This is a genomic window from Flavobacterium cucumis, assembly GCF_900148835.1.
GTDB classification, from domain to species: Bacteria; Bacteroidota; Bacteroidia; order Flavobacteriales; family Flavobacteriaceae; genus Flavobacterium; species Flavobacterium cucumis.
On the sequence record NZ_FRYK01000002.1, the window covers coordinates 340,284 to 354,748 of the forward strand.

The 14,465-nt window shown below is 33.0% G+C and carries 14 protein-coding genes and 1 pseudogene; 6 read left to right on the plus strand and 9 right to left on the minus strand.

Annotation, left to right across the window (positions count from 1 at the left end):
• Positions 1 to 24: 24 nt before the first annotated feature.
• The 4 genes from BUE95_RS07595 (at position 25) to lptB (ending at position 3,129) form a co-directional block, all read left to right on the plus strand.
• A complete protein-coding gene (locus tag BUE95_RS07595) occupies positions 25 to 990 on the plus strand; it encodes a KpsF/GutQ family sugar-phosphate isomerase (protein WP_073583069.1) in 966 nt (321 codons plus the stop codon).
• On the plus strand, positions 990 to 1,811 hold the full coding sequence (gene tatC / locus BUE95_RS07600; protein ID WP_200778604.1) for a twin-arginine translocase subunit TatC: 822 nt from the start codon (positions 990 to 992) through the stop codon (positions 1,809 to 1,811). Before BUE95_RS07595 ends, tatC begins: the two co-directional genes overlap by 1 nt.
• Before the next feature lie 5 nt (positions 1,812 to 1,816).
• Entirely contained in the window at positions 1,817 to 2,167 is a 351-nt protein-coding gene (locus BUE95_RS07605; protein WP_073583070.1) for a carboxymuconolactone decarboxylase family protein, read from the plus strand.
• 164 nt (positions 2,168 to 2,331) lie between these two features.
• Entirely contained in the window at positions 2,332 to 3,129 is a 798-nt protein-coding gene (gene lptB, locus BUE95_RS07610; RefSeq protein ID WP_073583071.1) for an LPS export ABC transporter ATP-binding protein, read from the plus strand.
• 210 nt (positions 3,130 to 3,339) lie between these two features.
• Here the strand turns inward: lptB and BUE95_RS07615 are convergent, their stop codons facing one another.
• From BUE95_RS07615 to BUE95_RS07625, 4 genes and pseudogenes are all read right to left on the minus strand, one after another.
• On the minus strand, positions 3,340 to 4,191 hold the full coding sequence (locus BUE95_RS07615; RefSeq protein WP_073583072.1) for a glycoside hydrolase family 25 protein: 852 nt from the start codon (positions 4,189 to 4,191) through the stop codon (positions 3,340 to 3,342).
• Positions 4,191 to 4,931, minus strand: a complete 741-nt coding sequence (locus tag BUE95_RS07620) for a CDP-alcohol phosphatidyltransferase family protein (RefSeq protein ID WP_200778605.1) — start codon at positions 4,929 to 4,931, stop codon at positions 4,191 to 4,193. The genes BUE95_RS07615 and BUE95_RS07620 overlap by 1 nt, the downstream gene beginning before the upstream one ends.
• An 18-nt stretch (positions 4,932 to 4,949) precedes the next feature.
• Positions 4,950 to 5,102: a hypothetical protein gene (locus BUE95_RS13725; RefSeq protein ID WP_178138327.1), complete on the minus strand. Its 153-nt coding sequence runs from the start codon at positions 5,100 to 5,102 to the stop codon at positions 4,950 to 4,952.
• Positions 5,089 to 5,672, minus strand: a pseudogene (locus tag BUE95_RS07625) (zeta toxin family protein). Before BUE95_RS07625 ends, BUE95_RS13725 begins: the two are co-directional and overlap by 14 nt.
• A 136-nt stretch (positions 5,673 to 5,808) precedes the next feature.
• Here BUE95_RS07625 and BUE95_RS07630 point away from each other — a divergent pair.
• Together BUE95_RS07630 and BUE95_RS07635 are read left to right on the plus strand one after the other, a co-directional pair.
• The gene (locus BUE95_RS07630; protein ID WP_449403970.1) at positions 5,809 to 6,882 is read left to right on the plus strand and encodes a putative type IX sorting system protein PorV2; all 1,074 of its coding nucleotides are present in this window, start codon (positions 5,809 to 5,811) and stop codon (positions 6,880 to 6,882) included.
• A gap of 259 nt (positions 6,883 to 7,141) precedes the next feature.
• Positions 7,142 to 8,263: a lipoprotein N-acyltransferase Lnb domain-containing protein gene (locus tag BUE95_RS07635; RefSeq protein WP_073583074.1), complete on the plus strand. Its 1,122-nt coding sequence runs from the start codon at positions 7,142 to 7,144 to the stop codon at positions 8,261 to 8,263.
• Between the two features lie 34 nt (positions 8,264 to 8,297).
• Here BUE95_RS07635 and BUE95_RS07640 read toward each other — a convergent pair whose 3' ends face one another.
• From BUE95_RS07640 to BUE95_RS07660, 5 genes are all read right to left on the minus strand, one after another.
• A complete protein-coding gene (locus tag BUE95_RS07640; protein ID WP_317041530.1) occupies positions 8,298 to 9,677 on the minus strand; it encodes an exopolysaccharide biosynthesis polyprenyl glycosylphosphotransferase in 1,380 nt (459 codons plus the stop codon).
• Between the two features lie 95 nt (positions 9,678 to 9,772).
• Complete coding sequence (locus tag BUE95_RS07645; protein WP_073583524.1) at positions 9,773 to 10,780, minus strand: glycosyltransferase family 4 protein; 1,008 nt, start codon at positions 10,778 to 10,780, stop codon at positions 9,773 to 9,775.
• Positions 10,746 to 12,107, minus strand: coding sequence for an O-antigen ligase family protein (locus tag BUE95_RS07650; RefSeq protein ID WP_073583076.1), 1,362 nt, complete (start codon positions 12,105 to 12,107; stop codon positions 10,746 to 10,748). The genes BUE95_RS07645 and BUE95_RS07650 overlap by 35 nt, the downstream gene beginning before the upstream one ends.
• Positions 12,104 to 13,195 (minus strand): glycosyltransferase, encoded by a 1,092-nt coding sequence (locus BUE95_RS07655; RefSeq protein WP_084530245.1) that lies wholly within the window; start codon positions 13,193 to 13,195, stop codon positions 12,104 to 12,106. The genes BUE95_RS07650 and BUE95_RS07655 overlap by 4 nt, the downstream gene beginning before the upstream one ends.
• Positions 13,196 to 13,285: 90 nt before the next feature.
• The gene (locus tag BUE95_RS07660; protein ID WP_073583078.1) at positions 13,286 to 14,440 is read right to left on the minus strand and encodes a glycosyltransferase; all 1,155 of its coding nucleotides are present in this window, start codon (positions 14,438 to 14,440) and stop codon (positions 13,286 to 13,288) included.
• Positions 14,441 to 14,465: the final 25 nt, after the last annotated feature.

A 14,465-nucleotide genomic window follows, 5' to 3' on the forward strand; every position in this document is an offset into this window, starting at 1 on the left:
TACAAATTTTTTAAAATTTCTATTTTGAGCACAACAGAAACGATTTTAGCAACCGCAAAAAAAACTTTACTCTCTGAAAGTAAGAGTATTGAAAACTTAACAAATTATCTTGATGAAGACTTTGCCAAAAGTGTTACTGAAATTTACAATACCAAAGGCAGATTAGTAGTAACAGGAATAGGTAAAAGCGCTTTAATCGCTCAAAAGATTGTAGCTACTTTAAACTCAACAGGAACACCCTCAATGTTTTTACACGCTGCAGAAGCAGTGCATGGTGATTTAGGTATGGTACAACCCGAAGACATCATCATTTGTATTTCAAAAAGCGGTAACAGTCCCGAAATTAAAGTATTGGCACCGTTATTAAAACGTTTTGGAAATATACTAATCGGAATGACAGCTGATAAAAATTCATTCTTAGGGAAAGAAGCGCACTACATTTTACATGCTTTTGTAGAAAGCGAAGCATGCCCAAACAACTTAGCACCAACCAATAGCACTACCGCTCAATTAGTTCTTGGCGATGCTTTAGCGGTATGTTTAATGGAAATGCGCAACTTTAAAAGTGAAGATTTTGCGGTATACCATCCCGGTGGAGCACTAGGAAAGAAATTACTTCTTCGCGTAAAAGACATGTTGGATACGACTCACAAACCAATGGTAACTCCAGACGCTTCTATCAAAAAAGTAATTATGGAAATTTCTGAAAAACGTTTGGGTGTAACTGCGGTTATTGAAAACAATCAAGTAGTAGGAATTGTAACTGACGGAGACATTCGTCGCATGTTAAACACCCGTGATACTTTTGCAGACCTAACAGCACAAGATATCATGACTAAAAATCCAAAAAATATCAATTCTAATATTTTAGTTTCAGAAGCGTTGAATATTTTAGAAAACAATTCCATTACCCAATTAGTTGTAATTGACAACAACGAATACAAAGGAATACTTCACTTACACGATATTTTAAAAGAAGGAATCGTATAATGGCAGAAAAAAACATGAAAGAGATGTCGTTCTTAGACCATCTCGAAGAATTGCGTTGGTTATTAGTAAGAAGTTCGGCAGCCATCATTTTATGCGGAATTGTCGCATTCTTTTTTAGCGATTTTATTTTTAATGAAATTATTTTTGGGCCAAAAAGCCCCAATTTCATTACATATCAACTCTTTTGTAACCTAGGAAAACAGTTTGATATGGCTGATTCGATGTGCATCACCGAAATCAACCTGCCCATTCAAAACAGAGAAATGGGCGGACAGTTTTCAATGCATATGTGGACCTCCATTACAGTAGGATTTATTTTCGCATTCCCTTTTATTTTATGGGAAATTTGGAAATTTATCAGTCCAGCCTTATACGATAAGGAAAAAAAATATGCCGCTTCATTTATAATCGTTTCTTCAATACTTTTTTTCGTTGGAGTATTATTTGGTTACTATTTAATTGCGCCTTTGTCAGTACAATTCTTTGCGAGTTATATTGTGAGTCCAGAAATCAACAACGCAATTGATATTGATTCGTATATCAGCTTGATGAAAACATCAGCAATTGCCAGTGGATTACTATTTGAATTGCCTATCATTATTTTCTTTTTAACCAAAATAGGATTAGTCAATCCTGAATTTTTAAGAAAATATCGAAAATACACTTTGGTAATTGTACTAATTTTATCAGCAATTATAACACCCCCAGACGTTATAAGTCAGGTAATTGTTGCTATACCAATAATGATATTATATGAAGTTAGTATTTTTATTAGCGTATTCGTAATAAAAAATCAAGAAAGAGAAAAATTAAAACCTTAAAAAAAATGGCAGATTTAGTTAAAGAATTCAACGATTACCGTTCAAAAATGAACGAAAAATTATTAGCAGATAACAATAAAGTTATCAAAAGAATTTTCAATGTAGACACCAATGCTTACATGGAAGGCGCTTTAGACGTTAAAACTAAAGAACTTCTAGGTTTAGTAGCTTCAGCTGTTTTACGCTGTGATGATTGTATAAAATATCATTTAGAAACCGCTCACAAAAACGGAGTAAACAAAGAAGAAATGATGGAAGCTATGGGAATTGCCACATTAGTAGGCGGAACTATCGTTATTCCTCATTTAAGAAGAGCCTACGAGTTTTGGGAAGCTTTAGAAAACGAGCCAGTTTAGCAATACACCAATAAGACAATGAGCGAATGAGTTAATAGGGATTTATACAATTAACAATTAATTGGCACATTGACAAATTGTCTAATTGACACATTATTTCTTATTTTTACAAAATATTACAGTATTGACACATTGTCTCATTGTCTAATTGACACATCATCATAATGAAATTAAGAGCAGAAAATTTAGTTAAAACCTATAAAAAAAGAAGTGTAGTTAAAGGGATTTCCGTTGAAGTAAACCAAGGAGAAATCGTAGGTTTATTAGGACCAAATGGTGCTGGAAAAACAACTTCGTTCTACATGATTGTAGGTTTAGTAAAACCAAATAGCGGGAATATCTATTTAGACGACATGGATATTACAAACTTCCCAATGTACAAACGTGCCCAACACGGTATTGGATATTTGGCACAAGAAGCATCTGTTTTTAGAAAATTGAGTATTGAAGATAACATTTTAAGTGTACTACAATTAACAAATCTTTCAAAAGCCGAACAAGAAGCAAAAATGGAGGCCTTAATTGATGAATTTGCACTACAACACATCCGCACTAATCGCGGAGATTTACTTTCTGGAGGAGAGCGTCGTCGTACCGAAATCGCAAGAGCTTTAGCAACCGATCCTAAATTTATTCTGTTAGATGAACCTTTCGCAGGTGTAGACCCCGTTGCCGTAGAGGACATTCAACGTATTGTAGCCCAATTAAAAAACAAAAACATCGGAATTTTAATTACCGACCACAACGTACAAGAAACCTTAGCCATTACAGACAAAACCTATTTAATGTTTGAAGGCGGTATTTTAAAAGCCGGTAAACCAGAAGAATTAGTCGAAGACGAAATGGTTAGACGTGTATATCTAGGGCAAAATTTCGAACTCCGTAAAAAGAAAATCGATTTTGAAGCTCCCAAAACAACTATCATTCACGGTAAAGGAGAATTGAATTTTAACAAAGAATAGTTTTTTTGTAGCACAAAGTTTCACCAAGTTTAACACAAAGTCACACAAAGTTTTTTGTTTTTCATCTTATCCTATGTATTCAAGAGATGTTTGACCACATGACAAATTATACATATAGTTTAATGCAAACTATGGAAAGTGCAACGCCTTAATCGTTATAAAGTAACCTATAGTATCTATGTGTTTTAATTAATTGCACCTTTACGAAAACTATCGAATACACTTCAACAACAACTTATTCTTATCCCCATTAAAAATATTGACATCCACCATCCCCTCAATTCCTTGAATTTGAGCTTTTTCAGTAAATTGCCAAAACATCCAATCATCTTCTAAATGATTGCGCCAAAAATTATAATTGGCAATCCAAAGCGGATAATCCGAAAACTCTTTTTTTAAAAAATCATTGTAATAACTTTCTCCTGAGTAAATAATAGGCCTAACATTATAATGCTGCTCTACTTTTTTCAACCAGCGACGCAATCCCACTTTTAGACTATCAATTGATTGCGATTTTGGTAATTTTTCTATGTCCAAAACGGGTGGTAAATCTCCTTTTTGCAGCTTTACGGTCTTGATAAAATTCTCAGCTTGCGCTATGGAATTTTCATTGGGACGATAATAATGATATGCCCCACGAATCAATTGACGCTCTTTAGAAGCTTTCCAATTTTCGTTGAATCGCAAATCTACTTTATCTTTTCCAGCAGTAGCTCTAACAAAAACAAAACACAATTCAAACGATTCATCAATATGATACGTTTGTTCCCAATCGATTTCACTTTGGTATTCAGACACATCAAAACCTATAGCCTTGTCATCGTGTTTGTGCAACACTTCATAAATTCGGATATCGGCTAATTTCCGTTCTTCTCTGGAAAGTGCGGCAACATTTTTATCGGTCTTAAAACCCAAATAATACAAAAAGCCATCGCGAAATTTATAAATCCCAATCGCAACAAAACAAAACAATACAAAAGAAATAACATAGAAAATCCATTTGTTAGCGCTAGTGGATTTTCTTTTAGAAACAGGTTTACGTCTGTAGCTTTTGGACGCCATTACGCCTTACTCGTCATTTTATTACTGATGATAGAAACTAGTACATAACTAATAATAATCAACGGAATAGCTACAAATCCTAGAATAAAAAAGGATAATAAAGAACCAATTAAAAACAAGATTTGCATTTTATATTTCGCCCAAGTAAACTCTTTTATTTTCAAAGAAAACAATGGAATTTCGGCGTTTAAAATATAAGCACTAATTAAAGTAATCACTAGCAAAACATAAGGATTGTATAAAACAGCCGTCAATATCTCGAAATCATTTGCATATTGAATCATTGGAATACTCATAATAACTAAAGCATTTGCTGGAGTTGGCAATCCTATAAAAGAATCTGTCTGACGGGTATCAATATTAAAATTCGCCAAACGATAACAGGAGGCAATGGTGATTAAAAAACCCAAATAAGGTACAAATCCCATATAAAACGTTTCTTCTGTCAACATGTACTCGGGTTGGGTTTGCTGAATATCTTCAAAAAGGCGAAACATCATCAATCCCGGAACTACACCACAAGTAACCATATCGGCTAAAGAATCCAACTGCACACCTAAAGGGCCAGCCACATTGAATTTTCTAGCTAAAAATCCATCCCAAAAATCAAGAAAAATCCCCAAACAAACAAAAATAAAGGCTTCATCAAAATAACCTCTAAAAATGGCAATAATAGCCAATAAACCTGTTGACAAGTTCAATAAGGTAATAGCGTTAGGAATGTGTTTTTTAATTTGCATATTCAAAATTTAGAAGGATTATTCAGGTTTTATATGTACAATTTTTTTCCCTTTCAAAACAACTAAATCACTATTCATCTGTTTCTTGAATAAGATTAACTTTTCATAAACTTTGTCCATACCAGCCAAAATCTTAACTTGTTGTTCCGAAATATTTTTATTTTTTTTCATAATAACTTTTTAAAAAATTAAACTTTTGTTCGTTTAAAACGATAAGAGAAGACATTGTTGATTTTGAAGCTATTAATTCAGATTTCATTTGAGAATTATCAAAAATCATCAATTCATCGACAATAGGCATATAAATTGAAAATAAATTCTTAATCCCATTAATATATCTTCTTTCAATAACATCTTTTGGAATGTTATGTCCTCCTTCTAAAACGCGCGTGGCTACTCTTTCTTTTGCCAGATCTATAGTCTGCAACCAAAAAAAGAGTAAAGTAACAGTATAGCCTTTATTTCTTGCCAATAAATTTTATTTTTATAACTCTTAGTTGCTAAAGTAGTTTCAAATGCAAAACTTAATTTATCTTCTAATAAATTATTTATTCGACTAATCATGATTCTACCAGCTTTAACAGCAACCTTCTCAGGTTGAAATGGCGACGAACCTTTTGCTATTTCATCAGCATTAACAAACTCTTTACAATCCAAAATCTCTGGTAATATGATAAAAGATGCAGTAGTTTTACCCGCACCATTGCATCCAGCGATGACATAAAGATTTTTATTTTCCATCACAACAAATATACCATTTTTGAAAAACAACAAAGAATACCTATTCTTAATTTAGAACAAAGGTAATACAATAAGTTAATACTTTTAGAGTTTACTATTTGAGAAATTTATTTCATCTTTGTAAAAAAAATTGGCATTGAAAAAGATCACTTTATACCTTCTAATTTGTCTTAGTTGCATTTCATATAGCCAAACCGTTCGAAAATATTCCAATGAATTCATGAATATTGGAGTAGACGCTGCGGCTTTGGGAATGTCAAATGCCGTAGTATCGCATACAGGTGATGTCAACTCAGGTTATTGGAATCCTGCAGGTTTATTGAAATTAGAAGACAAGCAATTCGCGCTAATGCATGCTAATTATTTTGCAAATATTGCCCAATACGATTATGCTGGTTTCGCAATGCCTATAGATGATAGAAGTGCAGTAGGAATTTCACTAATTCGTTTTGGTGTTGATGATATCTTGAATACTACCCAATTAATAGACAGCGAAGGTAACATTGATTACAATAGAATTTCTCTTTTCTCAACAGCTGATTATGGGTTAACCGTTTCGTATGCCAGAAGCTTACCCATCGAAGGATTAAATTACGGGGTAAATGCAAAAGTGATTCGAAGAATTATTGGAGATTTTGCCAATTCTTGGGGTTTTGGATTAGATCTTGGAATTCAATATATCAGCGAGGATGAAGACTGGAAATTTGGCTTAATGATTCGCGATATAACTACCACTTACAACACTTGGACCATTGACGAAGTAAAATATCAAGAGATTGCAGACGCCGTTCCAGGAGAAAATCAAGAATTACCTGAAACAAGCGAAATCACCCTTCCAAAAGCGCAATTTGGAATATCTAAAAAATGGATTATTCGCTATGACTACAGTTTGTTAGCAGCAACCAATTTAAACATGCAATTTACAAGAACAAACGATATTATTTCAACCAATACCGTGAGTATTGACCCAGCACTTGGTCTAGAGTTTGGGTACATCGATTTAGTTTATTTAAGAGCAGGAGTTGGAAATTTCCAACAAATTACCCAAATCGATAATTCAAACAAGTTAAGCTTTCAACCCAATATCGGATTAGGATTCAAATACAAAGGCATACAAGTAGATTACGCTTTAACCGATTTGGGCGACCAAAGCGCGGCTTTGTATTCAAATATTTTCTCCTTAAAAGTCGATTGGGAATTGTTTAGATAATGAGTTATGGGTATTTGTTTATAGGTAATGGGTCATAGGCAAACAAACTTGAAACTCGGAACCTGAATTGGAACCTGAAACAAAAACAATGCAAATCTAATGTGAGCTATGTCAAGTGAAACGTTTAAAACATATACAAAGTAAATCCTAATGCCTCTATGTGTTGAAAAAATCCGCTAAAACCATTGATTCGCCCAAGCGAACCCGTTTCATTCACCTGCCAAAAACCTGAAACTTGAAACTTGAAACAAAATACTGTATGACTAAAAAACTACTTTTCACCATTTTCACTATACTAAGCACCATCGCTTACTCCCAAAACATTTCGCTTTCCGAAAAAGCAAAAGTTAGCATTCTAACTTGTGGAACTGGTCCAGAATCGTATGCTATGTATGGTCATACGGGAATTCGTATTCAAGACAGTACAAAAGGAATTGATGTGGTGTACAATTATGGTGCTTTTGATTTTAGAACACCAAATTTCATTGGAAAATTCATAAAAGGTGATTTACAATATTTTGTAACCAATGGCAGTTTTATCGATTTCTATTACAATTATCAAGCGGAAAATAGAGAAATTATGGAACAAGAATTGCAACTGAACCCTACCCAAATCAATCGTTTGTTCCAACAATTAAACCATTCGGTTTATAGTGACGAACGCTTTTATACCTATAAATTTATTGATAGAAATTGCACTACAATGGTGGTTGATAAAATCAATGGAATCTTAGGAAAAGAATACATAAAATCGAACACTTCCAATCAATCCTATAGAGAAATTCTGTATCCGTATATGACCGATTTTTACATGAAATTAGGAATTCAATTGATTTTTGGTGCTAAAGTTGACGAACCTGCCACACGATTATTCCTCCCTTACGAATTCAAAGAAGCGATTTCGTACACTAAAGTTAACGGTAATGCAATAGAAAAGAGCAATAAAAGAATTTTGGAAGTCAGTAAACCAGAAGTGCCTTTCAATTGGATGAACTCAATATATTCCTTAATCGCCATCCTATTAGCTTTAGTATTAGCAAACAAAAAATGGATTCAAATCAGTTATTTTGTTTTCGCAGGTATATTGGGATTATTTTTCGCTTTAGTAGGCTTATACTCCCTTCACGAAGAAGTGTTGTGGAATTACAACATTTTGTTGTTCAATCCGCTTTTATTGGTATTCGCTTGGTACCTAAAAAAAGGAATTAAAGAAAGAATCGTACTGTCGGGACAAATCATTTTGGCGATGTTATTACTATATCTCGCCTACATGACCACAAAAATTCATTTAGAAATTGTTTGGCCCTTTATCGCCTTACATTTTTATTGGATAGCAAAAATTGTGTTACAGATTAAAAAATCAAAATTAGCAAGCGGATAAAACTGACTACTGAATACTGATAACTGAACACTAGTTACTGTCCTCTAAAAAACAAAACAGTACTGATCGTTTTTAAAAGAATATTGAGATCTAAGAATAAACTTCTATGCTTAATATAAAACAGATCATAACGAAGCTTCATTAAACTATCGTCTAAATTTGAGCCGTAAGGATAATTAACCTGTGCCCAACCGGTAAGCCCAGGTTTAATAACGTGACGCGTTTGATAAAGCGGAATTTGCTCTGCAATTTGCTCTACAAATATAGGGCGTTCAGGTCTTGGACCAATAATAGCCATTTCCCCTTTTAAAACATTAATAAACTGTGGAAATTCATCCAATCGCGTTTTTCGTAGAAATTTACCAAAAGGGGTAACCCGAACATCATTTACAGTTGAAAAAACAGCTCCATTAGTCTCTGCATTTTGAATCATGGTTCTCAGTTTATAAATGGTAAAAGGAATACCATTTTTCCCAACACGCTCCTGTGTATAAAAAAAACTTCCTTTATTTATAAACAGATTCACAAACCATAAGAAAGGAACCATTAAAATAAAAATGAATAAACCCAAAATTGAAAAAAATACATCAAAAAAACGGCTAAAAGAGACATATAATTTGTTATGGTTACTTCTACTGAAAGGAAAAAACTTATACAACTCTCGATCTTCAAAATGAATAGGCAAACGATAAGTGCTATATTCATAAATTTGATTGTACTTCCTAATTACCAATCCATTTTCAAGTAATCGTAATAATTTTTTATATAACGATGCAGATGTTAACTTATGTTTAGAACTTGTAATTACAATTTCAGAGATAAAATGACGCGCTATAAAAACTTCTAAATCTTCCTCTGAAATTTTAAAAATTTTAGTCTCTTTTGGAAATTCATCTACTGCAATATAACCTACAACTTTATAATGTGGATTAAAATTAGATAACTCCTCAATTAGTTGATCTACATCTTTACTATTTCCAATGAATAATACATTCTTTAAAAAACGATTTGAAGCTAAAAAAACAATGTAAAAATAGCGCCATGCCAATAAAGAAAAGAAAATCGAAGAGAAAAAAAACAAAATTTGCAATCGATTAGAAGGCAACGTTGGGGTAAAAAAAGGTGTCAAAAGATAAAATAAAACCGTAAAACTTGATGTCAACACAACACTCTTGAAAATCTGAAATTGATTACTAGCTGTCTGTAAATTATACATTTCAAAAATGGAACCAAAGAAAAGCAAATAAAAACCCAATACTAAGGTCCAATAAAAACTATTTTGTGTAACTCTAAAATAATCAAATTCAAAAAAATGACCTATCAACACCAGAGTAAAAACAGGAAATAACACATCTATAACACGCAAAAGTACTTTGCGCTCAGAAACTTCAAAATGTATTTTACTTGATGACATCACCATTGTATTAAGTCCTATGCAAAGTAAAGATTTTTTAAATTAAAATCAGGAGCGATTTTTACTTTAAATTTTTAAAAAATTGTGAATATCTGTTACTTAAACAAAACTTTCCATTTCTCTTTAATCTTGTCCCAATCCATTTGAGAAACAAATTCCCGAGCACTTTTCTGATTTTTTTTTGCGACTTCTCCATGCGTGATTAAAAAATCTATGGCTTCGGCCATTTGGACACTATTCCCGTCATCCACTAAAAAAGCATTCTTTTGGTGAGTTAATAAAAAGGGGATGCCTCCTACACTTGTACTCACTACAACCAATCCCATAGCCATTGCCTCCATAATACTCACAGGGGTGTTGTCAAAATGAGAGGTGTTTATGAAAATATCGTGTTCTTGCGCCAATTCCCACCAAACTTCTTTCTCGAGTTGTCCTGTAAAAGAAATCGAGACGCCTAACCGATTCGCTAGATCTTTTGTTTTTTGCAAACTTCCATCTTTATCAGGACCCACCATTGTAAGCATAGCGTCAGGATATTTTTGTTTTAAAAGCACCATAACTTCAACTGCCATTTCAGGGTTATAAATAGAAGCAAAAGCCCTGACCCAAAGTAATTTTGGGGCCAATTGCGCTCTTTCTTTGTAAACATATTTTTTGATTTCAATTGAATTGGGAATGAGTATAACATTCTTAAAACCTTCGCTCTCAAATATACTTTTCAAATAATTAGATGGGGCAACATTTTGATAAGCATTATCAAATATCATTTTTGAAATGCGTGGATTATTCTTTAATCTATTTGGCAAATTACCACCATGTAAAATCGGAAGATATCGTATTTTGAAAAATCGAGCCAATTGACTACAAATAAAAGCATACCAAAAAGCGGAAGTACTATAGGTGTCAATAATCAAGTACGAAACTGTATTCCTATACTTAAAAATCGCCAATACCATTCGGAATAATCGCAACACCGCATTTCTCTTATCAGAAGCACAATAAACCGTAAAACCAAGAGTCCGCAATTGCTCACTTAAAGTATCAATTGTAGTCTTATTAAAACCGTGTTTAGACAGCTGATTCCCTAGATAAAGAAGTTTCATTTTCATCAATAAAGTTAACTTTCAAAAGTGAAAGTGCATAAACAAAAGCAGGAGCCGCTAAACGCATGGCGGCATGATTAATGGTTAGCAACCAAAAAACAAGAAAAGAAATTACAAAAATATTTTGCCTATTATTCAAATACAAGAAAAACGGAGTAAACAGCAATATGACTAAGGCGAGGAGCCCAAACAAACCGTGCTCGGCTAACATTCGAGTAATTTCATTGTGAGAAGCAGCATCTACTCCAGTTGTCTCTAAACGATACTCCTTGTTTTTACCCACTCCTATTCCCAAAACAGGGTTATCCAAAAACATTTTAAATTCCGATGCTATCAAGCGCTCTCTTCCTGTTAATTTGCTCACTTTCTCCCTACCTCTTGCATCTTGATTTGCATAACGTTTATCAATCAAACCACTAGTCTGCACAGAACTATATAACCAAATTCCAACCAAAGAAAATACACCAAAGACTACCAAACCAATAACTTTAGTTTTAGCATGTGATTTTGTATACCAAAGTATGAGCAACACCACTACAATAATCATCACAAAACCGGTGATAATACCCCCTCTAGAAAATGTAACGATCCCTCTAAAGGTAATTACTATAAAAAAAAGAATATTGATATATCGAATAATCGTGGTTTTAGAGTTCAAAACAATTTTAACAAAAAACAAAAAAATTCCAAAACCAAGTATTGTGGACACTTGATTGGGTCCAAACCCCCCCGAAGTTTCAAAATTCGACTCAGTATTCGTTACCACATCTTTTATACTAGGTGTGTAGAGAAACATATACACTAAAGTAGCCATTAAAGGATATGTAAAGGTATCCAACAACGAAATCATTTGTTTATATGTCATCCTTCTTTCGTAACAATAGATAGCGCAAATCGCTAAAGTTACCGGACCAATGATATTAAATGTAATTGCTTTTCTTATATCGGTTTCAAAATTCAAGGTAAAAAAAGAAACCATTACCCCCGGAATAAGTAACAACCCAAAAACCCAATACAAGACAGCATTTTTGGAAAATCCTCTATAAAACATCCCGATAATCAATATTCCGATAACACCATATTTTGCAAACTGTTCAAAAAAATTCCCTTCTGTCATTCTTAAAAAAACCTCAGCTGCCACCAAGTAGGCAGCAACATATAAAGCTTCATTGTTGGCATTTTTTCTTAAAATCACATAACGATATCCTACCAAAATAATTAAAATAGCGTATATTTTTGAAACAACTGGCACAAAAAATATAGCCAATCCAATAATTAAATGGATAAAAACAAGTTGTACATAATTAAAAGTTTCGTTTTTACTCATATGCTTTTTTGATAGCTAAAACAGATCTTGGGCATTACCGCTTCAGGAGTGAATGTTGATTGAACAAAAGTATTCAAATTTTTAGCCATGATTTGATTTTTCTCCGGTTGATTTGAAATCGCTATAAAAGCCTCTTTCAATGCCATTTCATCATTAGGTGGAATTAATCTTCCAGAAAAATCATTTTGTATAATAGCACTACAATATCCAACATCGGAACAAATAACAGTTAATCCTGCCAATCCATATTCCAATAAAGATAATGGAAAAGCTTCATAACTTGAAACTAAAATTCCAATTTTAGCTTGTTGCAAAACAAATGAAATATCATCACAAGAACCATAAATATAGATATGACTTTGCATTGCATGTTCTTGAATAAAGATTTTCAATTCCTTAGAATAAGCATCTTCTTTATCTTTTCCAACCAAGTGAAGTGTCCATCCTTTACTAGCAATTTCACTTTCTAAAAAAGCTTTTAAAGCTAATATATGATTTTTAGGTTGATGCAGATTTGCCAAAAAAACAATCTTTTTATGCGGTTCTCCTTTCAAAAATGTTTTCCCTACTGGAGATGGATCAGAAACTGAAAAATTAGGAATAAATTTCACTTGAGAACAAAACAATTTTTGCTCAGCCCATATTTTAAGCGATTCGTTAACCGTAAAAACACCTTTAAAAAAAAAGGAGCAAAATCGTAACAAGAAAAAAGAGTTAGCATTGGAACTACGATTCCCAAAATGATCATGCCAAAAAACGTGAAGAGACGGAAGAAGCATTTTTAAAAGAACAGCAAAAAAAAAGGAACTTCCGTGCGCATGAATGATAGTTATTTTATTTTTCCTAACATAACGTCGTAAACGAAATAACGCTGCAAAATCAACAACTCTTGATCTTTTTAAGAAAAGATAATTTACATCTGCTACAATTGCATTTTTAAGTTGGCCTTCTAATCTAGTTGTTACCAATCCAGAAAAAGCAACACTATTAACCAATTCATTTGCAAGATTAACAGCCATACGTTCGGCTCCTCCTGGTTCTAAACTGTCAATTAATTGAACTACACGTATTTCTTTTGAAAGAATCAATGGTATTAATTTTTTTTATAGAATTAAAACAGTAAAAATAGGAAAAGAAAACTACAGTAGTAAATCTTTATTTTGTAAAAAAATATTGGATCAGGTTAAAAGCAATTTCTTTATTTCCGATTCAAACACATCAGTAGTGAATTGACGAGACCATTTCATGGCTTCCAAAACAACATGGTCATAAACTTCAGGATTAATAAAAACAGCTTCTAATTGCAATACATCAGCGGTTAAGTCTTCTTTTAAAACTATTCCTCTTTTGCCATAATCCAACATAAAAGGCACACAAGAAACAGCAGTTGCTATAGGAAAACACCCCCAAAACATGGCTTCAGCAACTACTTTAGGCCATCCCTCGCTTTTTGAGGGTAAGATTAAAAAATGGCTGGTTTGATAAGCTTTCAAAACAACTTCCTTTGTTTGATTCCCCTTTAAAGCTACGATATGTGCTAAATTATTTTGAATAATGTACGATTCTAAATCCTGTCGCAAAACACCTTCCCCATATAGGTCAAGACTCACATTTTTCCCTTTCTTATATAACTCTTCAACCAATTGAATAGCAAATAAAGGTTGCTTTCCAGGTGAAAGTGTACCAACAAACAAAAACTTGAATGGGATTTCATGAGTTCTCAACGCCACTCGAAGTGACAACTTGTCCTGAATTCTAAATTCTGAATTCTGAATTTCACTTTCGCTATAGGTGGCTGTAAAAAAAGACCTCACATTTTTTGAGCTTCCTTCCCAATCACCATAAACCAAGACTTGCGTATTTCGCGTTAAAAAAGGATTAGATAAAATCCATTTCTGCAAACGATACGTAAAAGGCTGGCTACTTTTGGGGTCCCAATTCCCAGCATATTTAACTGTTTTCTTTTTCTTTGGATAAAACAACTGAACAAAAGCAGCGATCAACCCCATATTTCCTGGACAACGAAGATGAATGTAATCAGCTTCTTTAAAGGCTTTGAAAAGCTGTATACTAATCTTAAATACTTTAGGAATCGCTTTTAGTGTACTTAAAAACGTTTTAATATCAAATTCTTGTAAAACTATAGTAGGAACAATTGGAAATGTTATAGGTGTTATTAACAATGTTTTATCCTCGTACCAAACGGGACAACAAAATTGAATCTCACAAACATGTTTTGACCACAGTTGCATCTCCTTTTCATAAGGAGCATACAAATAAGATTTATTATTTATAACTATTACGGGAGCAGATGAAATAATTAAAAGTTTCAAATTATTAAATTTACAAGATCAAAAA

Coding starts and splice junctions, on each gene's coding strand:
- tatC (WP_200778604.1), top strand. CDS start 990: ATGGCAGAAAAAAACATGAAAGAGATGTCGTTCTTAGACCATCTCGAA.
- BUE95_RS07605 (WP_073583070.1), top strand. CDS start 1,817: ATGGCAGATTTAGTTAAAGAATTCAACGATTACCGTTCAAAAATGAAC.
- lptB (WP_073583071.1), top strand. CDS start 2,332: ATGAAATTAAGAGCAGAAAATTTAGTTAAAACCTATAAAAAAAGAAGT.
- BUE95_RS07615 (WP_073583072.1), bottom strand. CDS start 4,191: ATGGCGTCCAAAAGCTACAGACGTAAACCTGTTTCTAAAAGAAAATCC.
- BUE95_RS07620 (WP_200778605.1), bottom strand. CDS start 4,931: ATGCAAATTAAAAAACACATTCCTAACGCTATTACCTTATTGAACTTG.
- BUE95_RS13725 (WP_178138327.1), bottom strand. CDS start 5,102: ATGAAAAAAAATAAAAATATTTCGGAACAACAAGTTAAGATTTTGGCT.
- BUE95_RS07635 (WP_073583074.1), top strand. CDS start 7,142: ATGACTAAAAAACTACTTTTCACCATTTTCACTATACTAAGCACCATC.
- BUE95_RS07640 (WP_317041530.1), bottom strand. CDS start 9,677: ATGTCATCAAGTAAAATACATTTTGAAGTTTCTGAGCGCAAAGTACTT.
- BUE95_RS07645 (WP_073583524.1), bottom strand. CDS start 10,780: ATGAAACTTCTTTATCTAGGGAATCAGCTGTCTAAACACGGTTTTAAT.
- BUE95_RS07650 (WP_073583076.1), bottom strand. CDS start 12,107: ATGAGTAAAAACGAAACTTTTAATTATGTACAACTTGTTTTTATCCAT.